The organism is Sphingobacterium sp. ML3W (genome assembly GCF_000747525.1).
In the GTDB taxonomy this organism is placed as follows: Bacteria; Bacteroidota; Bacteroidia; order Sphingobacteriales; family Sphingobacteriaceae; genus Sphingobacterium.
This window is the reverse complement of the sequence record NZ_CP009278.1, coordinates 430,588-454,413: the sequence shown is the minus strand read 5'-3', so window position 1 is coordinate 454,413 and position 23,826 is coordinate 430,588. Positions and strand designations below refer to the sequence as shown.

22 protein-coding genes and 1 riboswitch are annotated in these 23,826 nt (G+C 35.8%); of the genes, 6 read left to right on the top strand and 16 right to left on the bottom strand.

What is annotated here, in order from left to right; genetic code table 11:
* Nucleotides 1–120 precede the first annotated feature (120 nt).
* Nucleotides 121–1,119, top strand: coding sequence for a tRNA dihydrouridine synthase DusB (gene dusB, locus KO02_RS02060; RefSeq protein WP_038695405.1), 999 nt, complete (start codon nucleotides 121–123; stop codon nucleotides 1,117–1,119).
* On the opposite strand, the gene KO02_RS02055 is transcribed toward dusB, so the two are convergent.
* From KO02_RS02055 to KO02_RS02045, 3 genes are read right to left on the bottom strand one after another with little or no spacing between them, the layout of a single operon-like run.
* Nucleotides 1,116–2,639, bottom strand: coding sequence for an oligosaccharide flippase family protein (locus tag KO02_RS02055; RefSeq protein WP_081918287.1), 1,524 nt, complete (start codon nucleotides 2,637–2,639; stop codon nucleotides 1,116–1,118). The two genes, dusB and KO02_RS02055, sit on opposite strands and share 4 nt — an antisense overlap.
* 11 nt (nucleotides 2,640–2,650) lie before the next feature.
* On the bottom strand, nucleotides 2,651–2,932 hold the full coding sequence (locus KO02_RS02050; protein WP_038695403.1) for an acylphosphatase: 282 nt from the start codon (nucleotides 2,930–2,932) through the stop codon (nucleotides 2,651–2,653).
* A 34-nt stretch (nucleotides 2,933–2,966) separates the two neighbouring features.
* Nucleotides 2,967–4,136, bottom strand: a complete 1,170-nt coding sequence (locus tag KO02_RS02045) for an amidohydrolase family protein (protein ID WP_235212328.1) — start codon at nucleotides 4,134–4,136, stop codon at nucleotides 2,967–2,969.
* A 604-nt stretch (nucleotides 4,137–4,740) separates the two neighbouring features.
* Nucleotides 4,741–4,865: riboswitch (TPP riboswitch) on the top strand.
* Nucleotides 4,866–4,924: 59 nt separating this feature from the next.
* Here KO02_RS02045 and KO02_RS02040 point away from each other — a divergent pair.
* The 5 genes from KO02_RS02040 to ggt all read left to right on the top strand — a co-directional run bounded on the left by KO02_RS02040 (nucleotide 4,925) and on the right by ggt (nucleotide 11,211).
* A complete protein-coding gene (locus KO02_RS02040) occupies nucleotides 4,925–7,345 on the top strand; it encodes a TonB-dependent receptor (RefSeq protein WP_038695401.1) in 2,421 nt (806 codons plus the stop codon).
* 149 nt (nucleotides 7,346–7,494) lie between these two features.
* The gene (dtd, locus tag KO02_RS02035; RefSeq protein ID WP_038695399.1) at nucleotides 7,495–7,953 is read left to right on the top strand and encodes a D-aminoacyl-tRNA deacylase; all 459 of its coding nucleotides are present in this window, start codon (nucleotides 7,495–7,497) and stop codon (nucleotides 7,951–7,953) included.
* A gap of 4 nt (nucleotides 7,954–7,957) precedes the next feature.
* Nucleotides 7,958–8,284: a nucleotide pyrophosphohydrolase gene (locus KO02_RS02030; protein ID WP_038695397.1), complete on the top strand. Its 327-nt coding sequence runs from the start codon at nucleotides 7,958–7,960 to the stop codon at nucleotides 8,282–8,284.
* A 171-nt stretch (nucleotides 8,285–8,455) separates the two neighbouring features.
* Complete coding sequence (locus KO02_RS02025; protein WP_144243246.1) at nucleotides 8,456–9,508, top strand: hypothetical protein; 1,053 nt, start codon at nucleotides 8,456–8,458, stop codon at nucleotides 9,506–9,508.
* A gap of 2 nt (nucleotides 9,509–9,510) precedes the next feature.
* Nucleotides 9,511–11,211, top strand: coding sequence for a gamma-glutamyltransferase (gene ggt / locus KO02_RS02020; protein ID WP_144243245.1), 1,701 nt, complete (start codon nucleotides 9,511–9,513; stop codon nucleotides 11,209–11,211).
* A 101-nt stretch (nucleotides 11,212–11,312) separates the two neighbouring features.
* On the opposite strand, the gene groL is transcribed toward ggt, so the two are convergent.
* From groL to pheS, 13 genes are all read right to left on the bottom strand, one after another.
* Nucleotides 11,313–12,950: a chaperonin GroEL gene (groL, locus tag KO02_RS02015; RefSeq protein ID WP_200878648.1), complete on the bottom strand. Its 1,638-nt coding sequence runs from the start codon at nucleotides 12,948–12,950 to the stop codon at nucleotides 11,313–11,315.
* Nucleotides 12,951–13,035: 85 nt separating this feature from the next.
* Nucleotides 13,036–13,311, bottom strand: a complete 276-nt coding sequence (groES, locus tag KO02_RS02010; protein ID WP_021192191.1) for a co-chaperone GroES — start codon at nucleotides 13,309–13,311, stop codon at nucleotides 13,036–13,038.
* A 216-nt stretch (nucleotides 13,312–13,527) separates the two neighbouring features.
* Nucleotides 13,528–13,896 (bottom strand): preprotein translocase subunit SecG, encoded by a 369-nt coding sequence (secG, locus tag KO02_RS02005; RefSeq protein ID WP_038695390.1) that lies wholly within the window; start codon nucleotides 13,894–13,896, stop codon nucleotides 13,528–13,530.
* 13 nt (nucleotides 13,897–13,909) lie between these two features.
* Nucleotides 13,910–14,965 (bottom strand): tetratricopeptide repeat protein, encoded by a 1,056-nt coding sequence (locus KO02_RS02000; protein ID WP_038701995.1) that lies wholly within the window; start codon nucleotides 14,963–14,965, stop codon nucleotides 13,910–13,912.
* Between the two features lie 10 nt (nucleotides 14,966–14,975).
* The gene (locus tag KO02_RS01995) at nucleotides 14,976–15,497 is read right to left on the bottom strand and encodes an LptE family protein (RefSeq protein WP_038695388.1); all 522 of its coding nucleotides are present in this window, start codon (nucleotides 15,495–15,497) and stop codon (nucleotides 14,976–14,978) included.
* A gap of 10 nt (nucleotides 15,498–15,507) precedes the next feature.
* Complete coding sequence (locus KO02_RS01990) at nucleotides 15,508–16,782, bottom strand: sigma-54 interaction domain-containing protein (RefSeq protein WP_038695386.1); 1,275 nt, start codon at nucleotides 16,780–16,782, stop codon at nucleotides 15,508–15,510.
* Nucleotides 16,783–16,822: 40 nt separating this feature from the next.
* Nucleotides 16,823–18,259: a tRNA (N6-isopentenyl adenosine(37)-C2)-methylthiotransferase MiaB gene (gene miaB, locus KO02_RS01985; protein ID WP_038695384.1), complete on the bottom strand. Its 1,437-nt coding sequence runs from the start codon at nucleotides 18,257–18,259 to the stop codon at nucleotides 16,823–16,825.
* A gap of 155 nt (nucleotides 18,260–18,414) precedes the next feature.
* Nucleotides 18,415–19,101 (bottom strand): OmpA family protein, encoded by a 687-nt coding sequence (locus KO02_RS01980; RefSeq protein ID WP_235212327.1) that lies wholly within the window; start codon nucleotides 19,099–19,101, stop codon nucleotides 18,415–18,417.
* A 145-nt stretch (nucleotides 19,102–19,246) separates the two neighbouring features.
* Nucleotides 19,247–20,011, bottom strand: a complete 765-nt coding sequence (locus tag KO02_RS01975; protein ID WP_038695382.1) for a hypothetical protein — start codon at nucleotides 20,009–20,011, stop codon at nucleotides 19,247–19,249.
* Between the two features lie 67 nt (nucleotides 20,012–20,078).
* Entirely contained in the window at nucleotides 20,079–20,474 is a 396-nt protein-coding gene (locus KO02_RS01970) for a hypothetical protein (RefSeq protein WP_038695380.1), read from the bottom strand.
* Between the two features lie 3 nt (nucleotides 20,475–20,477).
* Nucleotides 20,478–21,887 (bottom strand): 23S rRNA (uracil(1939)-C(5))-methyltransferase RlmD, encoded by a 1,410-nt coding sequence (gene rlmD / locus KO02_RS01965; protein WP_038695378.1) that lies wholly within the window; start codon nucleotides 21,885–21,887, stop codon nucleotides 20,478–20,480.
* A gap of 34 nt (nucleotides 21,888–21,921) precedes the next feature.
* Nucleotides 21,922–22,497, bottom strand: coding sequence for a TetR/AcrR family transcriptional regulator (locus KO02_RS01960; RefSeq protein ID WP_038695376.1), 576 nt, complete (start codon nucleotides 22,495–22,497; stop codon nucleotides 21,922–21,924).
* A 203-nt stretch (nucleotides 22,498–22,700) separates the two neighbouring features.
* Nucleotides 22,701–23,738, bottom strand: a complete 1,038-nt coding sequence (pheS, locus tag KO02_RS01955; RefSeq protein ID WP_038695374.1) for a phenylalanine--tRNA ligase subunit alpha — start codon at nucleotides 23,736–23,738, stop codon at nucleotides 22,701–22,703.
* Between the last annotated feature and the right edge of the window lie 88 nt (nucleotides 23,739–23,826).

Genomic DNA, 23,826 nt, shown 5'->3' with positions numbered 1-23,826 from the left:
ACGTTATAATCTCAAATAATAAAGTAGTACTTCCCTTAATCTATCATCATATGACATTCATATCAAAAACAGCATAAATAGAACAATTTCAAATTTACTATCTTTGTAAAAAAATATAATATGTCTGTTAAGATTGGCGAAAATATAGATTTAGGAGAATTCCCTTTGTTACTAGCACCGATGGAGGATGTGAGTGATCCACCCTTCCGTTTTGTTTGTAAGCAAAATGGGGTAGATATGATGTATACTGAATTTATTTCTTCTGAGGGATTAATTCGCGATGCCGCAAAATCACGTAAAAAGTTAGACATCTTCGAATACGAAAGACCAATAGGAATACAAATCTTTGGTTCCGAAATCGAACATATGAGGCAATCTTCTGAAATTTGCACTTTAGCAAATCCAGACTTAATAGATATTAATTACGGTTGTCCAGTTAAAAACGTTGCCTGTCGTGGAGCAGGTGCAAGTCTACTACAAGATATAGACCGCATGGTAGCGATGACAAAAGCAGTTGTCGATTCTACTCACCTACCCGTTACTGTAAAAACTAGACTGGGTTGGGATGATGATACAAAGAACGTATATGAGGTTGCTGAACGCTTACAGGATATAGGAATCAAGGCATTATCCATTCATGGCCGTACACGCGCTCAAATGTACAAAGGACAAGCTGATTGGTCTATGATTCGTGATATCAAACGTAATCCTCGAATTAAAATCCCTATTTTCGGAAATGGAGATGTAGATTCTTTAGAAAAAGCAGTAGCATGGCGTCAAGAATATGAAATTGATGGCATTATGATTGGACGCGCTTCTATTGGCTATCCATGGATATTTAGAGAGATTAAGCACTTTTTCAAAACCGGTGAACGATTGGAAGGTCCCACAATAACCGAGCGTGTTGATGTATGCAGAACGCATTTGGTCAAATCAATTGAATGGAAAGGACCAAAAACAGGTATTTTCGAAATGCGTCGCCATTACTCGAATTATTTCAAGGGTATTCCAAATTTTAAAGAATATAGAATGCGCCTTGTTAGTCTACAGACGTTTGAAGAAATTCAGGAAGTTTTGGACGAAATCCAACATAATTTTGTAGAAGAAGCGATTTTTTAAAAATCGCTTCTATCTTTTTGCCCCAACATTTTCATAACCGTTTTTTTCTCCACAAAAGCAGCTCCCAATATATATCCTAACAACAGCCCATTCCCTATCCAAAAATTACGATCAAAAGCTGTATAATGAATATACACTATAGCAACACCAACCAACATGTAAGCCGCTATTTTAAATAGCTTATAAGGAATAGGGTAATTTCTTTGCCCCCAAAAATAAGATAAAAATACCATCACTATATACGTGACAGAAGTGACGAATATTGCACCAACATAACTATATTGAGGTATAAATATATAGCAAAGAAAAACTGTCAATAAAGCACCTATTCCAGATATATATAAACCGTAACGAGTTTGATCGGATAATTTGTACCAAACAGAGAGATTCATATAAATCCCAAGCATAACATAGTTGAAAAGTATAACAGGAATAATGAACAAGCCCGACCAATATTCCGCACTTTCCTTAGGCGAACCTCCTTGGATAAAATACTTCAACCAGTCGATATTGACTGATAGCCCAATCATAACAATCATCATAGCTATCACAAAATACTCCATAATTACTGCATAAACCTGTCTCGAATTTTCATTTTTTGAATAGGAAAAGAAGAAAGGTTCAGCTCCTAAGCGAAATGCTTGGACGAAAATGCTTAAAAAAACAGCGATTTTAGCAATAGCCCCATATATTCCAACATCTCGATCAGCAATATCTTTAGGCAAAAGCTCAGGCATCATTATCTTATCCAAATTCTCATTGATGATATAAGATATATTTGCAATTAAAATCGGAAAACTATACCGAAACATATCCCCTAGCAAGACTTTATCAACCTTAAAACTGAAGGTTCTTATCTCCGGTAATAACATCAATAAGGTCAATGTACTGGCAACAAAATTTGATATAAAAACATATCCCAACCACGAATCAACATACCAAGATGAAAAGTAAGAGGAAATAGCCGGAAAATGTTTAAGTAAATAAGGAATGAATACAATGAAGGTTAGATTTAACACGACAAAAGTGATGATATTTACAAGCTTCAATACACCATAGCGCATTGGTCGTCCATTAGCGCGAACCTTTGCAAAAGGAACTACCGCCAATGCATCCACCACTAACGTTAAACCTACAAAATAAACATAGCTCTTATATTCGCGTATAGAGTCAATATTTTCTTTGGCAAACCAAATGGCAATATCATGAGAAAAGAGAAGAATCGTTATCAGAAAAATTAGAGAAGTAAAAATAGTAACAACAAAACTATTATTGAAAACTTTTGATTTATCTTCATCTTTTACTTTCTGTAAATATCTAAAATAGGTTGTCTCCATGCCAAAGGCAAGGAAGGCATTGATCATCGCAGCCCAAGAATACATATTCGTAAAGATTCCATAGGTGGAAGCTTCAAATTTACGAACAAATATAGGCGTTAGAACAAAATTCAGCAATCTGGAAATAATGGTACTTAAACCATAAATCAGAGTTTGACCCGCAAATTTCTTAAAAACAGACAAGATGGTAGAATTTATTTAGATGATAATTTAAGCACTTCAAAATTCTTAAATCCCTTCCAATCTCCCTCTTCACATGTCACCTCTTCTACCTCTGCACGTTCAGGTCCCTCTTCACAGAATTCAACTAAGGAAGTCAATGCAAAATCATCACCTTCAGCCTCTACATAAACAGAACCATCGGCCACGTTTTTCACAAACCCCTTAACTCCCAATTGGTCCGCTACAGCTTTTGTAGAGAGTCTAAAGTAAACCCCCTGTACTTTTCCCTTGATAGAAATATTGAAATGTTTCATATCAACAAAAGTACAGAAGATTTTGAGTATTTTATTATGCTAATCGTTGTACAGAAACTTTATCCGTTAACCTAAAGTGTTCCATATTTTTCAATAACACCAAACCTGGTTTTTTACCTATTTCAATTGATCCAAATTGATCATCGATATTCAAAGCTTGCGCTCCGTTAATCGTGGCCCATTGAATCGTCTGCTGAAAATCTAAACTTTCAAAATGTTTATGCAAGACTTTAAGCTCATCTAAAATTGATAGCGAATCATTAGATGCTAAACTATCTGTACCTATTACAATTTTCTGATTATCATTCACAAAATTGAGCACTTTAGGTAATTGCCCCTCAATATATAGATTAGCTTTCGGGCAAAAACACCAAACAATATCACGTCCCATTCTATCTACAAAATCCAAATCCTTTAACGAAGTGTAAGTATTATGCACTAGAATCAACTTATTAGGATGAGGCAAATACGGTAAATAAGATTGTATTGAATTACGTGCCTGAGCCTTGAATAAATCAGGATTCTTACCTATTTTTTTAAAAAAATCTAAAAACTCACCCGTTTTATATCTAAATAATTTATTCTCTTCATCACTTTCTTGGTTATGAATACTAATAATATTGACATCAGGAACAGCTTTCTTAAATTTTTTAAGTAGAATCTTAGAACAAGAGTATGGCGCATGAGGAGTAATTGACGAATGCGCAGGGTCAAATTCGTGTATCAAATCTTTTGCCTCTTGCAATTTGCCGTCAGCCTCGTCTGGTTCTACACCAAAAAATTCAACAAAAGTGTGGTATAGGATTTTACTAGATTCCTTAATCTTAGAAGTATTATCCGTATTTGCATGGTCAGCTACCGCTACGATACCATTGTTATACATTTGTTCATCTGCAGCAGCCATGGCCTTATCAATCACTTTCAGTGAAGAAGTTCGACTGGTCATAACACTAGTAAGAAAAGCTGGTAATCCAGTTTTTTGCGGAATCGCACCCTTCATGTGGGACAATTCTAAATGACAATGCGCATTGATAAATCCCGGAACAATAACTCCATCAAATTTTTCAATATGCTGGCCCTTCAATTCCATCGACTTACTCTCATAAATACCTAGAATTTCTCCATCATCATTTACTTTCACCACTCCATCTTTAATTGGCAAAGATGTAATTGGTAAGATATAGTTAGCGCTAAAATATTTCATTATCATAAAAACTTTAAGAATCACTTTACATTCAGGTTAATGTAAAGCAATTGTGATTAATAACGTTAAAATTCGTGCCAAAGTTTAGTAAAAAAATTATTACCATTAAAAAAATCAAACTTACATAAATAGTTTAATTATTTAATCATGATAAAAGTTAAAAAACAACTTACTTACATTAACCTAAACGAATTTCAAATGAATTTCAGGTTTAATATAAATTCTTTAATTGCTAAAAATAATCACAAACAGCTAAATAATTAAATTTTAGCATATTTATTGAAGATATGAAATAAGTTTAATTACGGCCAATTAATTATCAAAAAAAACACTTTCTACAGATAGAATGTAAAATTTGTAGCTATTCACTGACGCAATGACAGTAAACTACTCCAATAGATGAATTTTGATTTAACAATTCAGAACTTTCACATTAGAAATTAAACATTCTTTTTAAGCTTAATCCCAAATGACTTAATAAGACGATACTAAATCTATATCATAATTTCTTATTTATATACGAATACCTAAAAACTCGCTCCCTCTCACTAATTCAGGAAATTACACTTAATCTTTTTAGTACTGATATTATTTGATAACTTCGCATATCAATAAGGGGTGCCTTGTTCTAAGAACACGAATAAAGGCTGAGAATATACCCAACAATACGGTTTGTATTGTGCACCTGATCCAGATAATGCTGGCGGAGGGAAAAGGTTAGTTAAATAAGTAAAAACTGTTGTAACCCCTTGCAATAGTTGTTTAACTCAAAATTCAATTAAAAAAACATGATTAAAAATTTAATCAACACAGTAGTATTTTTAGGTATAGCGCTATCCTCTTATGCGCAGAACAATCTTACTATCAAAGTATTAGACAATGTAACGAAAAAGACTTTGCAGGGTGCTAGTATCAACCTGATAAATAGTCAGATTAGAACTTCGATATCGGATCGAAATGGAATATCAAAATTTTCTGAGCTATCCAATGGAAAATATGACGTTGCTATATCCTATATGGGTTACAGCCCCGAAAAAAAACAATTCAATTTACTCGGCAATAAAATATTAGAAATTTACCTTAATCCTCATATGATAAAGACCGAGGAAATTATTGTACAAGCAACACGTGCCAAAAGCAATTCTTCTACAACCTATAAAAATCTGACCAAAGAAGACATTGCTAAAAACAATGTCGGACAAGACATTCCTTACCTGTTAGATCAGACACCCTCTGTAGTGATTGGATCCGATGCCGGAGCTGGTATCGGCTATACCAGTATGCGAATTCGTGGTTCTGACAATGCGCGCATAAACGTTACGCTAAATGGTATACCGCTCAATGATGCAGAAAGTATGGGTTCATTCTTCGTCAACCTTCCAGATTTTGCTTCTTCCACCGAAAGTATCCAAATACAAAGAGGTATAGGTACCTCTACAAATGGAGCCGGTTCATTTGGAGCTTCACTGAATATACAGTCCAATATATTGGATAAAGAGCCAAGCGTAGAATTCAACAACTCCTTTGGTTCTTATAACTCCTGGAAAAATACGTTAAAAATTGGTTCAGGGCTTTTGAACGATAAATTTGCATTCAATGTTCGACTTTCCCGTATATTAAGTGATGGGTATATTGACCGTGCATCGTCTAACCTAAAATCATTCTATGTCGATGGTGGCTATTATAGCGATAAGCATATTTTAAAGGCAATCGTGTTCTCAGGTAAAGAACAAACCTATCAATCTTGGTATGGAACTCCCGAACCAAGACTTAAAAATGATGTAGAAGGAATGAAAGACTATGCCAGTAATGATGGCTATACTGCCGAGGAAACAGAAAATCTATTAAACTCGGGCCGAACTTATAACAAGTATTTATACAAAAATCAAACCGACAATTACACACAAACACACCATCAACTACATTACAGTAACTTTATTAATGAGAAGTTGACATTCAATGCTGCTTTGCATTACACCAGAGGAGCCGGTTATTATGAAGAGTTTCGCCCCGAGGAAAAATTATCCAAATACAATCTGCCTCCTGTCATTATAGGTGCAGATACCATATCCAAAACAGATTTAATAAGGAGAAGATGGTTAGATAATCATTTTTATGGGACAACCTTTTCATTCAACTACAATCCATCTGAATATTTAAAATTTACATGGGGAGGTGCTATAAATCAGTACAAAGGTGATCATTATGGTGAAGTCATCTGGGCCGAATATGCTTCGACCAGTAATTTAGGAGATAAATATTATTTAAATAATGCCAAAAAAAACGATGCCAGCACATTTTTAAAAGCAGACCTTACGTTAAATAACTGGCTATTATTTGCGGATATACAGTATCGAAATATTAGTTACACCATTAAAGGTGATGATGATAAAATCAAAGCAATGGATTTTCATAGAAAATTCAACTTTTTAAATCCAAAGTTGGGTTTCACTTACCTATTAAATGAGCATTCAAATTTATACGCTTCTTATGCCTATGCCAGTAAGGAACCTGTTCGTAATGATTTTATCGATCTATTAGGACACAACCCAAAGCCCGAGAAAATGCAAGATTTGGAGCTTGGCTATCGACTCAAAAATGATAAATTCAACTTGGGAACTAACTTTTACGGGATGTTCTACAAAGACCAGCTCATCCCTACAGGTGCCCTAAATGATGTAGGTTCAACACTAAGAATAAACATTCCTAATAGTTACCGTTTAGGTATAGAACTAGACGCTGCATGGAAAATTTCGAATAGATTTGGATGGAAAGCAACAGCAGCATTTAGCGAAAATAAAATAAAAAACTTTTCAGATGAAACAAGCGGTGAAATACTAAAACGAACAGATATTGCACTCTCCCCAGCTACCATAATATCGAGTGAATTTTCATATAGCCCATTTCATTCATTAGAACTTGCATTAATATCTAAATATATTTCAAGACAATATCTAGATAATACCTCAGCTAAAGAGAGAAGTATTAATCCATCTTTTGTCAACAATATAAGAATGAATTACAGCTTCTCAATTTTAGGAGTGAAAAATATAGGCATTGGACTAATGATCAATAATATCTTGAATGAAAAGTACGAGACAAATGGCTACACATGGGGATACATGGATGGCGACACACGCAAATCCTTTAATTTCTATTATCCTCAAGCTACAACAAATTATATGTTAAGTGTAAATGTCAAATTTTAGTCCAACCACTGAGGTCTATATATTGATATAGACCTCAGTGGTTAATACGTACAAACCATATTCTTTCCGATTGTTCATCGCAGTCCAACACCTTTCCGCAATAGAAGCGAGAGAATCGTATTTAATAATATTTTTCTTAATATTGCTATATGCGTGCAGTAATACAACGAGTTTCTAGGGCCAGCTGTTCGGTCGATAACACGATCACAGGGCAAATTAAAGATGGTCTATTAATCCTAATCGGAATTGCAGATGAAGATACCACCGAAAGCATGAAGTGGATGGCTCAAAAATTTGTCAATCTCCGTATATTCAATGATGATAAAGGCCTGATGAACAAATCGGTTCTTGATATTTCTGGCAACATCTTACTCATTTCACAATTCACTTTATTTGCACAAACCAAAAAAGGAAATCGTCCCTCCTTTACACGTGCCGCCAAACCAGATAAAGCACAACCAATGTATGATCAATTGGCAGATTATCTCACTATTTTATTGGGGAAAGAAGTACAACAGGGCATCTTTGGAGCTGATATGAAAATTGATTTGTTAAATGATGGCCCCGTTACAATTATAATGAACACAGAAGATAAAGATAATTTCTAATACAATGACAATAAAAGAAGCACAAGAAACCATTGACAAGTGGATTAACACGACAGGAGTTCGTTATTTCAATGAGTTAACCAATACTGCAATGCTCATGGAGGAGGTTGGAGAAGTCGCTAGAATAATGGCTCGACAATATGGGGAACAATCATTTAAGAAGTCGGATAAGGAAGTAAATCTCGCAGATGAAATGGCCGATGTTCTGTTTGTATTGATGTGTTTGGCAAACCAAACTGGAATCGATTTGACAGATGCTTTAGAAAAAAATTTAGAAAAGAAATCAATACGGGATGCCGATCGCCATAAGAACAATGATAAATTAAAATAATATTTTAATCCTTCACAACACACAACAATTTGGCAGCATTAATCGTTTATATTAGTACCAAATTAATTTTAATACAGTTCCATCGAGAACTGTTGAAAGGCTGTATCAAGAAACTTGATACAGCCTTTTAATTTCTTTATCTTTAATGCAGATCATTAATTCCCTTTGGAAATGAATTTCACAAATTACCTCCATACATTAAAATACCATTTGCTATTTACAATCTTAATGATTGGATTGCAAGCTGCAGCTCAAGACCGAGATAAAGAATTTAAACTTCAATATGACTCGAATGATGTCGTACTAGAAAGTAATTTTAGAAAAATATATGTACTTGATTCCAGGAATGACACCACTCATTATGGTATCATACAAAAAGGTTTTCTAGGGAAATCTGCAAAAGTTATTGCTAACCCGGCTCTTGAAGAGCAATTACAGAGATATTTGGAAACGGTTACGCAAACTAGCCAAAACAGTGACACGCTCTTACTGCAGATCAGAAGACTCTCCTTCTCCGAAATAGGCGGTGGAATAAAAGAAAAAGGATTTTTCGATTTTCGAGCTAACCTCTATCAAAAAAAGGGAAACTATTACTTCTCGATTAACCACATCGATAGTAGCTTTCAAGTTTCTGGATTAGACGTTTCCAACAAATTATTAAAAAAGGGAAGTTATATTATTGATTCCTTTATTCGTACAAACCTCGCTGCCCAGATATCATCACCTGAATCACTATCAATCCATGATATCAAAAATATCGATTATAAAGAAAAAGAGCAATTGCCCTTATATTCAGCCGAGCATCTAGTAGATGGTATTTACTTGGATTACGAGAGCCTTAAATTCCAGAAACCCAATCACCCTCTTGCAGATAAGAGAGATTCCAAAGGAAGAATCAAGTATTATTATTACACGAATGATAAGGGAAAGATTGTCAAATTAAAAGACTCCCAGATATATGCTATTGTCGATAATGATGAGACCTATATCTCCACAAATTACGGTTACTATCCACTCGTTATGCAAAATGATGAATATTATTTTTATGGACTAGTAGATGAGAACAGCACTAATATCTTTGTCTCCGCTTCCATAGGTTCAGGATTTGGTGGTGGTATGGTCGGAATTGGTATGGGATCGGCTCCTAATCATGTCAAAAAATATAAAATTAAAATTGACCATTTAGATGGGAATTTTGAAAAAATACACCCCGTAACCGACTAAAGATGATAAAAAAATACAGGTTTTATATATGGATAACAGGCGCAGCTTTATTTGCTCAATCTTGCAGTGTATCACATAGACTCAGTAAAAATCCAGAAACATTTGACAAAGCAGCAGTTGTTACCGCTCATCCCCTCGCGTCAAAAGTAGGTGTAGACATCTTAAAAATGGGAGGAAATGCTATTGATGCTGCTGTTGCAGTACAATTTGCATTAGCCGTTGTATACCCAAATGCGGGAAATATTGGCGGCGGCGGCTTTATGGTCTATCGAAGTAATAAAGGCGAGGTCAATGCCTTGGACTTTAGAGAAAAATCGCCCGAAAAAGGATATGCAGATATGTATTTGGATAAGCAGGGGAATGTCATTGAAAATTTAAGTGTTTATGGACATTTGTCCGCTGGAGTACCTGGCTCTGTTGCAGGGATGGTTGAAGCCCATAATAAATACGGAAAACTAGATTGGAAAACATTGCTAGCTCCAGCAATTGCATTAGCTCAAAATGGTTTTCAAATCACCAAACAACAAGCGGAAGAATTTAACCATTTTAAAGAAAGTTTTGAAAAATACAATCCTGATGGTGCACCCATACTTAAAACAACAAACTGGAAAACAAATGATGTATTTCAGCAACAAGAACTAGCCAATACCATTAAAAGAATCGCGGAACAAGGTCGCGATGGCTTTTATAAAGGTATTACAGCCGACCTGATTGTTAAAGAAATGAAGAGTGCCAATGGCATTATCAACCATAATGACTTGGAAAATTACCATGCCGTTTGGCGAGAACCAGTTACAGGGTACTATCGGGGACATAAAATCATATGCATGGCGCCCCCTTCAAGTGGCGGCCCCGCTTTAGTTGCGCTCTTACAATCTGTAGCACAGTTCCCGCTAACAAAATGGGGGTTCCAAAGTGATTCTACCATTCGGGTAATGGTTGAAGCAGAACGTCGTATTTACGCCGACAGAGCAGCATACCTAGGCGACCCCGACTTCATTCGCGTACCCGTAAAAGAACTTACAGATTCTATTTTCAACAACAACAGATTAAAAGCGATAAGTTTAGCAAAGGCGACACCAAGCACAGATGTAAAAGCCGCTAAATTTCCTGGATATGAATCAGAAGAAACCACACATTTTAGCATCGTAGACCCCGAAGGAAATGCAGTTTCCATCACCACTACACTTAACAACTCATATGGCTCCCGTGTTTTTGTAACAGGAGCTGGTTTTATATTAAATGATGAGATGGATGACTTCTCCGTTAAACCAGGAGTTCCTAATATCTATGGTCTTGTTGGCGGAAAAGCAAATGCGATTGAACCCAATAAAAGAATGTTAAGCTCCATGACACCAACAATTGTAGAAAAAGATAAGGAACTCTATATGGTTGTTGGAACACCAGGAGGCTCCACCATAATGACCTCAGTCTTCCAGACCATTATTAATGTCATTGACTTCCATCAAAACGCGCAACAATCGGTTACTGCCCCACGTTTTCATCATCAATGGCTACCAGATCATATTGACGTAGAGAAAAAAGCAATAGCATCTAAAGTAAGGAAATCATTGGAAAACGCTGGATACAAAATTTCTCCACGCGGTAATATTGGACGAGTTGAGAATATCATCCGTTTACCGAACGGAAAATTACAGACAGGTGCAGACCCCAGGGGTGACGATACTGCAGCTGGTTTTTAATTATCAATAACAAGGCTATTACAAATAACGCCTTACTAAAAAAATAAAGCCCTGTTACAAAGTTGTAACAGGGCTTTATTATATTCTTAAGAAGAATGATATTACATCATTCCACCCATGCCACCACCCATTGGAGGAGCACCAGCGCCAGAGTTTTCTTCTGGTTCATCAGCCAATACACATTCAGTTGTTAACAACATAGAAGCGATAGAAGCTGCGTTTTCCAAAGCTACACGAGAAACTTTAGTTGGATCGATTACACCTGCACCAATCAAGTTTTCGAAAACGTCAGTACGTGCATTATAACCGAAATCACCTGTACCTTCTTTCACTTTCTGAACAATAACAGCACCTTCGATACCAGCATTGAAACAGATTTGACGTAAAGGCTCTTCGATTGCGCGTCTAATGATATCGATACCAATAGTCTCATCTTCGTTAGCACCTTTTAATCCTTTTAAAGCATCAGTTGCACGAATGAAAGCAACACCACCACCAGCAACAATACCTTCTTCTACAGCTGCACGAGTAGCATGTAAAGCATCATCAACACGGTCTTTCTTCTCTTTCATCTCTACTTCAGTCGTAGCACCTACATAAAGAACTGCAACACCGCCAGATAACTTAGCTAAACGCTCTTGTAATTTCTCACGGTCGTAATCAGAAGTAGTCGTTTCGATTTGAGAACGGATTTGAGCAACACGAGATTTAATATCTTCAGCGTTACCAGCACCATTAATGATTGTTGTATTATCTTTATCAACAACCACTTTCTCAGCTTGACCTAAATACGATAATTCAGCATTCTCTAATTTGAAACCTCTTTCTTCAGAAATTACTGTACCACCAGTTAAGATTGCGATGTCTTCTAACATTGCTTTACGACGGTCACCAAAACCTGGAGCTTTAACAGCTGCAACTTTCAGAGAACCACGGATTTTATTAACAACTAAAGTCGCTAATGCTTCGCCGTCTAAATCTTCAGCAATGATAATTAATGGTTTACCAGTTTGTACTTGTTTTTCCAAAATCGGTAACAATTCTTTCATGTTACTGATTTTTTTATCATAGATTAAAATGTAAGGGTTTTCTAATTCCGCTTCCATTTTATCAGAGTTCGTAACAAAATATGGAGATAAGTAACCGCGGTCAAATTGCATACCTTCAACTGTTTTAACTTCAGTTTCAGTACCTTTTGCCTCTTCTACAGTAATAACACCATCATTACCAACTTTCTCCATTGCTTGCGCAATTAAAGCACCGATAACATCGTCATTATTAGCAGAAATTGATGCTACTTGTTTAATTTTATTATTGTCCTGACCAACAGTTTGCGATTGTGCTTTTAAGTTTGCTACAACAGCAGCTACTGCTTTATCAATACCACGTTTCAAGTCCATCGGATTAGCACCTGCAGCTACAGATTTAATACCTGGAGCAACAATAGCTTGAGCCAAAACTGTTGCAGTAGTAGTACCATCACCAGCTTGATCAGCGGTTTTAGAAGCAACTTCTTTAACCATCTGAGCACCCATATTTTCCAAAGCATCTTTCAATTCGATTTCTTTAGCTACAGTAACACCATCTTTCGTGATTACTGGAGAACCAAATTTTTTCTCGATGATTACATTACGTCCTTTAGGACCTAAAGTTACCTTTACTGCATTTGCTAATGTGTCAACACCTTTTTTAAGTGCTTCACGTGCTTCAACGTTATATTTTACTTGTTTTGCCATTATCTTTAAATTTTTGAAATTTTCATTTAACTCTTAAAGTGATAGTAAGAAATCAAATCTATTTACTTTTGAATTTATATTAAAAATATTAAATAACCGCGTAAATATCAGCTTCACGCATAATCAAATACTCTTTACCTTCAACAGTAATTTCAGTTCCAGCATATTTACCATATAAAACTTTATCACCAACTTTAACAGTTAAAGGTTCGTCAACTTTACCTGTTCCAACTGCTACAACGATTCCTTGAGATGGTTTTTCTTTTGCTGTATCAGGGATGTACAATCCTGAAGCTGTTTTTTCTTCTGCCTGAGCAGCTTCAACTACTACTCTGTCACCGATAGGTTTAATGTTTAATGCCATAATATATTTTATTTTTAGTTCTATTTCAATTATACTTAAACTTCATCAGCAATTATGCCAAAGCCCCAAGAACAGACTTTTGAGACAAATTTGCATCGAAAAGCAATGGACTGGCAGATTTATTTGAGATTCGCTGTCAGGCTGTCACTCTCCAAAACTGACAGCATAAAAAAAGCCTCCGATATCTCGGAGGCTTTAAATTTTCTATTCAAGAACCTATTTAGTTGAGTCTGTAACTGTATTCTGTACAGGTGCTTGTTGACCAGTCCCAGCAGGTTGTTGTGTATTATTTAAGTTCAATGGACTTGTCTGTGCAGGAGCTTCAATTTGATTACCCAAACCGCCACCTACAGTAGCTGTTGATGATGGAGCTACAATATTAAATGCTAAACAGAAAACCATGATCGCAATCACTAATCCCCAAGAACCTTTTTCTAAAAGGTCACCTGTACGTTTAACACCCATAATATTTGTTCCACCAGCAAATCCTGATGATAAACCTCCTCCTTTTGGATTTTGTATTAAAACTAAAAATGATAATAAAATACTCGCCAAAATTATAAGAGCAATTAATATTCCTTGCATTTCTTTATATGTATTAAGTTAATTTCTTTTCTAAATTTAAAATTTCCGATGCAAAGTACGCATTTTTTTCTGGATATTTCAAAACTAATTTTTTGTAAACCTCTATAGCCTTAGGATATAATCCCTGTTCAATATAAATTCGGGCTAAAGTTTCCGTCACCAGAGAATACTGATCTTCGGAACTTTTCCTTGCTTTATTTTCGAGATTGATTTTATCAGCAGGCGGCGGCTTTATCTGAGGATCCTCTTTAATAAACCTTTCGATTAAATGATCTGTATTTTTTTTCTCAACTTGAAAAGGAACAGTATTTTTAAACTCTTCACTCAGCTTAACCTCTGGAGATTGCAAATGAAAAATATTCTCCCTAATCTGTTGATCCAAAAGCTGTGAATCAATTGTCTGTTTAAAACGTGTTATATCCTGTTCAACAGGTTCAGGACGAAAAATTGGAGCTTTCAAAAACGGTTGATACGTTTCCGCATGTTCTAAACGCGTTTTATGTAACCACCATAAAAAACTATAAGGCAGCAAATCATCATCATAAACACTAACACGTTCTTCTTCTCCTTTTTCTATAATAGTTTCCACAGGCAATATGGTTTCGGTAATAGGATATACATCCTCCGACTCCTGTTCCAAAACAGGTTCAACCTTTTCCAACCGAAAAAAATCATGCGCAACACCTGACTGAATCAAGGCGTTCAATTCCTTTTTTCCATCCTCAGCATCAACACCACTATCAACCAACTCTACTTCCTCATCAGTAGTATCCTCAAAATCTATATACTCATCGTCTTCAAACGCTACTTCAGCCGTAGGTTCTACCGGAGTAGCCTTATGCAGGTATTCATATAACCAATTGGGATTGGCTGCATAAAGCAAAGTAGATGAAATATTATGCACTTCCTTATTTAACAAATAAAGATGGCGCTCGTAAGCGAAACGAAGCGATTGTGCGTAAGGAAACTTAGCAATCAAGGACAACAAATCGGATTCCGAAAGCGTTAACGGATTATTGATCGCTTGATGAAACAAGTTGATATCTTCTGAAATTCGTTTATTTTCCATTATTGCATGATTACCAATTAGCAAATGCTCTATTATAAACATCTTCGACCAACATTTGAATAATTTCCTTATTCAATGTCTCTTCTTGAGCCGCCTGTAATTGTCCTGAAAAATCCTTATATCTGGTAAATGACTGTTCAAAATTATCCTTCTCAACAATTTTATTATGATAATTTACTTTAATCGTTATTGAAAGACGATTTAAGGCTGCTCGATCGGTCCCTGCTTCTACAGCCGCAGGACTAATGGTATAATCGGTAATAAAGCCTTCAAATGTTGCATCTGCATTATCATTTACCTGACTCAGGCTAGATTGATTACGAATCTGCTCTTTAAGTTTCTCTGTAAAATTCTGACTTAAAGTCGGATAAACCATGGGTGCAATATTCTCAAAGTAGATTACGCTCACCGTCTTCATTCCTTCGGGAATTGACCCACCAGTAAAACCATACTTCACACCACAACTTGTTGCTGAAAACAGCAGCGCCATCATCATAAAAACAGGTAACAATCTTGATTTAAGTTTCTTCATAAACGACGATTTATAAATCTAAATTTAAGTCTTTAATTTTTCTATACAAAGTTCTTTCCGAAATACCCAATTCCTGTGCAGCTGCCTTGCGCTTACCACGGTGTTTCTTTAATGCCTTTTTGATTAAATCAGATTCCTTCTCTGTTAAAGAAAGCGATTCCTCCACCTCTTCTGCATCCTGAGTATCATAATTTAAATAACCGTCTTGTCCAGGATTACCTTTTAAAACATTGGGTTGGTGGATCGTTAATGTCTGTGAAGCAGAAAGTTGGTCCTGCAGACGTTCAGCACTAGGCTCAATTTCTTGATATAAACGGTTTATATAAGGTGAATTTTCATCATAAGTGGCAGGATTAACCCCATTCTGAATCAATTCAACGACCAATTTTTTCAAATCGACCATATCCTTCTTCATATCAAATAGCACTTTATATAAAAGATCGCGTTCTGAAAAATCCTCCTTACCACTTTTATTAGCCATTATAGCAGGCAATGTTGAGCGCGTTTCAGACGGAAGATAATTTTTCAATATCTGAGCATCCACAACACGTTCCTTTTCTAATACCGCAATTTGTTCAGCAATATTTTTCAGTTGACGTACATTACCTGGCCAAGCATAAGTTTTCAATAACTGCTGCGCATCTTCTGTCAATTGTATACTTGGAGAACGGTACTTGTCAGAGAAATCAACGACAAATTTTCTAAATAATAAATAGATATCTTCAGCACGTTCGCGTAGAGAAGGAATACGTAATGGAACTGTATTCAATCTATAATACAAATCTTCACGAAACCTCCCATTTTGTACCGCATTAAAAACATCAACGTTTGTTGCCGCAACAACACGAACATTCGTTTTCTGCACTTTAGAAGAACCTACACGGATATACTCCCCTGATTCCAAGACACGTAATAAACGCGCTTGAGTACCAAGGGGCAGTTCCCCTACCTCATCTAAAAATATAGTTCCGCCATCAACGACTTCAAAATATCCCTTTCTAGCTTCATGAGCTCCTGTAAAGGAACCCTTTTCATGCCCAAACAATTCAGAATCAATCGTTCCTTCAGGAATAGCACCACAGTTCACAGCGATAAAAGCACCATGTTTGCGTGCACTCATTTGATGAATAATATGCGAGAATACTTCTTTACCACTACCACTTTCACCCTGAATCAATACTGAAATATCAGTAGGAGCCACTTGGCGAGCAATATCTATAGCTCTATTGAGTAAGGGCGAATTACCTATAATCCCAAATCGATTCTTAATATCTTGATTATCCATCTTCTAAATTTAATAATAAAAGACCTATATTAAATCCTAATTAATCAACAATTTTACCTAACAAAGTAGCTGAAGTACATGATTCAATCAAAACAGTTACATAATCTCCCGCCTGATAGCGTTCATCTACAGGAAAAATAGCCATTGCATTTTGGTCATTACGTCCTGCAAAATCCTTGTCCGAGCGTTTTGAAAAACCTTCGATTAAAACACGTTGATTTTTACCAACAAATTGTTGCAAACGATCAAAGCTATGTGCTCTTTGTTTGGCAACAACCTCTGTTAAACGACTTTTCTTAACTTCCTCTGGTATATCATCGGCATAGCGTTTTGCAGCCAAAGTGCCGGGGCGTTCCGAATAAGCAAACATAAAAGCATAATCATACTTTACGTAATCCATCATACTTAAAGTTTCTTGGTGGTCATCATCCGTTTCCGTACAGAAACCCGTAATAATATCCGTTGAAATACCACATCCCGGAATAATACGATTAATCGCATCAATACGATTGATATACCAATCCCTATCGTAGGTACGATTCATCAATTCTAATACTCTAGAATTCCCTGACTGAACCGGTAGGTGAATATAGTTACAAATATTATCATGACTCGCCATTGTATGCAATACTTCATCCGTAATATCCTTCGGATGAGAAGTCGAGAAGCGAACACGTAGTAAAGGATCAACAGCAGCAACCAATGCCAATAAATTAGCAAAATTAATTGGAGCACTTGCTTCCTGCCCCTCAACTGTCGGAGCTGTATATTTATATGAATCGACGTTTTGCCCCAATAAGGTCACTTCGCGGTATCCCGCATTAAAAAGGTCTTGTGCTTCCTTCACAATAGATTCAGAGTCGCGACTACGCTCTCTTCCTCTCGTAAATGGGACAACACAAAAAGAACACATATTATCACAACCACGCATGATTGAAATAAAAGCCGTAATGCCATTCGAATTTAAACGAACAGGGCTGATATCAGCATAAGTTTCCTCACGAGAAAGCAATACGTTAACAGAACGATTCCCCTCATCAACTTGCGCAATTAAGTTTGGCAAATCACGATAAGCATCAGGTCCTACAACAACATCCACTAACTTTTCTTCTTCCAAAAACTTAGCTTTAAGCCGTTCAGCCATACAGCCTAAAACGCCCACAATCATCCCAGGATTGCTTTTCTTGGCAAATTCAAACTCTTTCAGACGATTCCGCACACGCTGCTCTGCATTCTCACGAATAGAGCAGGTATTGATAAAAATAACATCTGCTTCTTGATAGTTTTTAGTTGTCTCAAATCCAGTTTCCAGTAAAATAGAGGCAACGATCTCACTATCTGAAAAATTCATTTGACAACCATAGCTCTCAATATATAATTTACGTCCATTACGTTTTTCAACATCATTTTTAATCAATAATGCTTCACCTTGACGTGTTTCGTCGTGTTCCTTAGTTGTATGCGTTAAATCTAACATAGCTCAAAATTCAAAGACCACAAAGTTAAAAATAAATATTGGATTGATGACAGTTTGTCATATTAATATTGCACGTATATGAATATAGATTCCAATAAAAAAGCGCTGATGAATAATCAGCGCTTTTTCAGAACTATAATGAATGATTCTTATACTTATTTTGCTTGATTCTGAGCTTCTTGTTTCATTTGGCTTCCTGCAACGATAACAATCTCTACACGACGATTTGCTGCACGACCTGCTTCAGTATCATTACTCTCTAGTGGCTCAGAAAAATTCCTTCCCTCTGTACGGATACGTGATGAAGCCAACCCTTGAGAAACAGCAAAAGCACGAACAGCATTAGCACGATTTTCAGAAACTTTTTGATTTGCATCAAGTGAACCCACATTATCTGTATGACCAATAACTAAGATATCTGTACCTTGCTCTTTATTTAAAGTTGCTACTAAATTTTTGATGTTCTCTCTTGCTGAAGCTTTTAAAGCTGACTTGTTAAAATCAAATAAAATACCTGAATCAAATTTTACAACAATACCTTCACCAGCCTGGGTAACTTCAGCACCTTCTACCGTTTTAGCAATCTCAGCAGCTTGCTTATCCATCTTCTTACCAATCAATACACCTGCAGCACCACCAATAGCAGCTCCTGCAATCGTACCAATAGCAGTACTACCTGCCTTGTTACCAATAAGTGCACCTAACGCACCTCCCGCAACCCCACCGATTACCCCACCTTTTGTGGTATTATTTGCATTTTGAATTGTTGAACAGCTCCCAAATAACATTGCTGATGTAGCCACAGTAAGACCAAAAACAGCTAACTTCTTATTCATTTTCATAATTATAATATCTTTAATAATATTTCTAGTGTGATTCCACAGCAATATTAAACAAACCAAATGCCAAAAAACAAATAATAGCCGATTAAGCCTATTTTAGTAACAAAAATATAGACAGAGAGTACGAGATAATAAAATACATGGATTATTTCTCCTGTGTTTTTACTTCAATATCAGGAAGAGTAAATCCCGCTGGACGACCATTTTTGTTAAAATCATCCAATGATCGCTGCACATATTCCAAAAAATCATAGTGTTGCCAGTGTTCAACCGCCTCGAAAGAAGGCCTATATATACGCATAAAAGATTCTAAATCTTTATCCTCCAATTTTGTTATCTCACGAACAGCTTCCTTTGAAAAAGCTTTATCAACCTCTAGTTCTCTTTTTTCCGAATCTAAAAAATGACTAAAGCGCTTTGCATTCTTTGCCTCACGACCAAAAAGATTATAAAGAGCTGTTGCAGGGCTAGCTAAATAAGTCCCAAATTTATTATTACCCCCATTATAGACTCCTTTTTTTCCGTAATCACGCATAGCTTCATTAAGCTCCGCTTCTTTTGTTTTCCTTTCTACAACAACAGTTTCCAAGGTAATACCAGGTTGCAGCTCAATATAAAAATCTTTTAAATCTGTGATCACGGTTTTCACTTCAGAATAGCCGACCTTTGAAAAAGATAAACTATCCCCTATTGATGCCTCGATCAAGAAAACGCCAAATGAATTTGAAATAACAGATTTATTAGTTCTTAAATTACTAATATTGACTTCAGAAAGACGCAGCGAAGTTCCTTTTTCAAAAACCATCCCTGAAATTCTTTGAATCTGTTGTGCATAAATATTTGTACCTGAAAAACACAAGAACAACAAGCAAAGAACACCGATGATATGACTAATTATTTTTCTATACATATTAAAATAAAAGTAATAATAGTTTGACATATCATATGTTAAAAAAGTTTAAATATTTTATAGACCCTTATTTATAAGGATAGAAAACGAAATTTGCGCCTTCAGGAACAACAACAAACAAACACATAAAATCCTGTGCACGTTTGTATTTTTTGAGAAAGGCCTCTTTTCTATCCTCTTTAATAATATTGGCCTCAACAAATTCTTCGAAAGTAGAAGCGTTGATACTCCAATTTGTTTTCAGTTCTACATGATCAAGAATCATTTCACCGACATTTACGACATGCTGATGTGCAATAAAAATAGGATAAGCAGACAAGCCCTCACCCATAATTTCTAAAGATATTTCTTTAATCGAATCGTTATAATAATCTAAATCGATTTTCAAACTTTTTAAAGGACTTGATTTTTGGGTTTCATCTTCCTTATTTTGCGAAGCTCCAAACCATTCTTCCATTTCCATAAATTATCCCTTCAATTTTAATAAAACAACATTCTCAACGTGTTGTGTATGTGGAAACATATCAACTGGCTTAATACGAACAACATCGTATTTCTCAGCCAACAGTGTCAAATCGCGTGCCTGAGTTGCTGCATTACAACTTACATAAACAATTTTCGGAGCTTCCATTTCTAAAAGTCGAGCAACAACATCAGTATGCATTCCTGCACGAGGAGGGTCTGTAATCACCACATCAGGCTTACCATGTTCTGCAATGAAATTAGCTGTTAATACATCCTTCATATCACCGGCATAGAACTTTGTGTTTTTTACGCCGTTTATTTCAGAGTTTATTTTCGCATCTTCAATCGCCGAAGGCACATACTCTACCCCTATAACTTCCTTCGCGTATTTAGCAACAAAATTGGCAATCGTACCCGCTCCAGTATATAAATCATACACCAACTCTTCGCCAGACAAACCAGCAAAATCTCTCGTTATCTTATACAATTCATATGCTTGAGCTGAATTCGTTTGATAGAATGATTTCGGACCAACTTTAAATTTAAGACCTTCCATTTCCTCATAAATAAAATCACGTCCATTATAAACGATTATATCTTGATCGAAAATAGTATCATTCTTTTTCTGGTTGATGATATAAAGAAGAGAAGTAATGGTCGGGAATTTTTCTTTGATAAAGGACATCAATAATTCTACTTGGCCATCCTCTGGGTACGCAAATACCACAATTACCATCAATTCTCCCGTAGATGAAATGCGAATGATCAGATTGCGTAAAACTCCACTATGTCCTCGTAAATCATAAAAGGAAATATCATTTTCAACAGCAAACTCACGAACACTATTACGCAAGATATTAGAAGGATCTTCCTGTAAATAGCAATGATTAACATTTAAAATTTTATCAAATCGGCCAGGTACATGGAAACCTAAAGCATCCATATTCATATCTTCGACATTATCATCAATAGAAGTTAACCACTTTTTATTCGAAAAAGTGTATTCCAATTTATTACGATAATACTTTGTCTGAACAGAAGGCAAGATTGGTTCCATAGAAGATGTATCCACCTTACCAATACGTGTAAGTGCATTTTCTACAGACTGTTGTTTGAACAATAGTTGCGCATCATAAGTCATGTGTTGCCATTTACAACCACCACAGACTCCAAAATGCTCACAGAAAGGCTCAACACGGTGTTCCGAAGCTTTCTTCAAAGTCTGAATACGACCTTCGCCAAAACTTTTCTTTTTGCGTATCAATTCCACATCAACCACATCACCTGGAATCGCTCTTTCAACAAACAATACCAAATCATCTGTTTTACCAACACCTTTGCCCTCTTCTGCAATATCAACAATCTCGATATCACTGAAAACTAATCTTTCTTGTGAACTTCTTCTTCTCATATTGGCGCAAAATTACGCTTTTTTGATCAGAATTTTAATGAATAGTTGCGTGAACTAAATATGGAAGAATTTCCTTTTGAAAAGAAATGAAATTTTTACGAACGTCTGCTTCAGTAACTGCTGTAAACGCAAATGAAAAAACGATATTTTTACTCGTCTTGATAAGGAATGTCAACTTCTTTTCGGGGATGGAAGCTGCAATTGTATCATTTTGTATGAACGAACTAAGTAGTAAAAACTCCAAATCGTCCGACAATGTTTTTAAATATTCTTGGGCATTCGCAGATTCACGAATAAACTCCCAACCCACAAATTCATTACAGACCGTATAAGTCAAACGACTGACCTTAAGGATTGTGTTACCCAAGAAAACAGCTAAATCTTCTTCTCCCACATTTTTTTTCAAAATATCCTTAACATTCTCCTGAATATATTCCATCAAAATAGCGTGAAGAATAAGCTCCTTACTCTCAAAATATTTATAAAAAGTAGCTTTTGCGATATTAGCACGTTTCGCTAATTCGTTGACACTAGTCTTATTATAACCATACTTTCGAAATAACTCTCGAGCAGATCTTTTGATAGATTCAATAATTTTGTCTGCTTCCATAATTTAGCTTGATATCTTAAGTATTTTAACCGAATGATGGGGGACACATACATTAATAGCACATCCAGCTATAAGGGAGTGAATATACAGAATAGGGTTACTTTTAAAGTTAAAAAAGACAATCACATTATCTATGTCACTTGCAAACAAATGATTTACAAAAGATATAGACAATGTGATGGCACAATCGATTCGTCTTAACATTAAATAATTTCGCTTTCAAATTGAGATAAGAATCTCATATCATTCTCCGAAAATAAACGTAAATCCTTAATCTCATATTTCAAATTGGTTACACGTTCAATACCCATACCAAACGCAAAACCAGAATATTTCTTACTATCGATGCCGCAATTATCTAAGACGTTTGGATCAACCATACCACAACCTAAGATTTCCACCCAACCTGAATATTTACACAGCTGACAACCCGCACCCTTACAAATCGTACATGAAATATCCATTTCAGCAGAAGGCTCAGTAAATGGGAAGTAAGAAGGACGGAAACGCACTTCAGTTCCCTCGCCGTATAACTCTTGTACAAAGTGAAACAAAGTCTGTTTCAAATCTGCAAAAGAAACATTTTCATCAACGTAAAGTCCTTCCACTTGGTGGAAAAAGCAATGTGCACGTGAAGAAATAGCTTCATTACGATAAACACGTCCTGGCATAATTGCGCGGAAAGGTGGCTTACCAGCTTCCATTAAACGAACTTGGACAGATGACGTATGTGTACGTAACGTGATATCATTACCTTCTTGTTTCTTAATAAAGAAGGTATCTTGCATATCGCGTGCCGGATGTTCTGGAGGAAAGTTCAAAGCAGAAAAATTATGCCAATCATCCTCAATTTCTGGCCCTTCAGAAACGATGAATCCTAATTTCTTAAAGATTTCAACAATCTCCTTACGAACTAAAGAAAGTGGATGACGAGATCCTAATCTAAACCCTTGACCAGGTAGCGTAAGATCACCTTCGCTCTTCTGAGCTTGTGATTTATTCGTGCCAAATTTTTCGTGAGCTTCTTGATAAGCTTTTTCAGCCAACTGCTTAAATTCATTCAATACCATACCCAAAACACGTTTCTCTTCTACAGAAACGGTTTTAAATTCATCAAACAAATTCTTAACAATACCTTTTGAAACTAAAAATTTCAGCCTGAAATTTTCTACATCAGCTGAAGAAGTTGGAGCAAATTGCTTAATTTCTTCAGTATACTGCGTTATTTTATCTTGCAACATAATTATTCAAAGATACAGGAAAATATTATAAAAGATAAAGTGTTTTCATTCAAGAGGTACAAATTCATTCCACATTCGTAAAAAAGAA

Bases quoted from the DNA above. Each gene is read 5' to 3' on its own strand.
- KO02_RS01980 (WP_235212327.1), bottom strand. From the start codon at position 19,101: ATGAAAATGAATAAGAAGTTAGCTGTTTTTGGTCTTACTGTGGCTACA.
- KO02_RS01960 (WP_038695376.1), bottom strand. From the start codon at position 22,497: ATGGAAGCAGACAAAATTATTGAATCTATCAAAAGATCTGCTCGAGAG.
- KO02_RS01995 (WP_038695388.1), bottom strand. From the start codon at position 15,497: ATGAAGAAACTTAAATCAAGATTGTTACCTGTTTTTATGATGATGGCG.
- KO02_RS02025 (WP_144243246.1), top strand. From the start codon at position 8,456: ATGAATTTCACAAATTACCTCCATACATTAAAATACCATTTGCTATTT.
- KO02_RS02040 (WP_038695401.1), top strand. From the start codon at position 4,925: ATGATTAAAAATTTAATCAACACAGTAGTATTTTTAGGTATAGCGCTA.
- pheS (WP_038695374.1), bottom strand. From the start codon at position 23,738: ATGTTGCAAGATAAAATAACGCAGTATACTGAAGAAATTAAGCAATTT.
- KO02_RS01975 (WP_038695382.1), bottom strand. From the start codon at position 20,011: ATGTATAGAAAAATAATTAGTCATATCATCGGTGTTCTTTGCTTGTTG.
- ggt (WP_144243245.1), top strand. From the start codon at position 9,511: ATGATAAAAAAATACAGGTTTTATATATGGATAACAGGCGCAGCTTTA.
- secG (WP_038695390.1), bottom strand. From the start codon at position 13,896: ATGCAAGGAATATTAATTGCTCTTATAATTTTGGCGAGTATTTTATTA.
- rlmD (WP_038695378.1), bottom strand. From the start codon at position 21,887: ATGAGAAGAAGAAGTTCACAAGAAAGATTAGTTTTCAGTGATATCGAG.
- groES (WP_021192191.1), bottom strand. From the start codon at position 13,311: ATGGCATTAAACATTAAACCTATCGGTGACAGAGTAGTAGTTGAAGCT.
- KO02_RS01970 (WP_038695380.1), bottom strand. From the start codon at position 20,474: ATGGAAATGGAAGAATGGTTTGGAGCTTCGCAAAATAAGGAAGATGAA.
- KO02_RS02050 (WP_038695403.1), bottom strand. From the start codon at position 2,932: ATGAAACATTTCAATATTTCTATCAAGGGAAAAGTACAGGGGGTTTAC.
- KO02_RS02030 (WP_038695397.1), top strand. From the start codon at position 7,958: ATGACAATAAAAGAAGCACAAGAAACCATTGACAAGTGGATTAACACG.
- dtd (WP_038695399.1), top strand. From the start codon at position 7,495: ATGCGTGCAGTAATACAACGAGTTTCTAGGGCCAGCTGTTCGGTCGAT.
- KO02_RS02045 (WP_235212328.1), bottom strand. From the start codon at position 4,136: ATGAAATATTTTAGCGCTAACTATATCTTACCAATTACATCTTTGCCA.
- dusB (WP_038695405.1), top strand. From the start codon at position 121: ATGTCTGTTAAGATTGGCGAAAATATAGATTTAGGAGAATTCCCTTTG.
- miaB (WP_038695384.1), bottom strand. From the start codon at position 18,259: ATGTTAGATTTAACGCATACAACTAAGGAACACGACGAAACACGTCAA.
- KO02_RS02000 (WP_038701995.1), bottom strand. From the start codon at position 14,965: ATGGAAAATAAACGAATTTCAGAAGATATCAACTTGTTTCATCAAGCG.
- KO02_RS01990 (WP_038695386.1), bottom strand. From the start codon at position 16,782: ATGGATAATCAAGATATTAAGAATCGATTTGGGATTATAGGTAATTCG.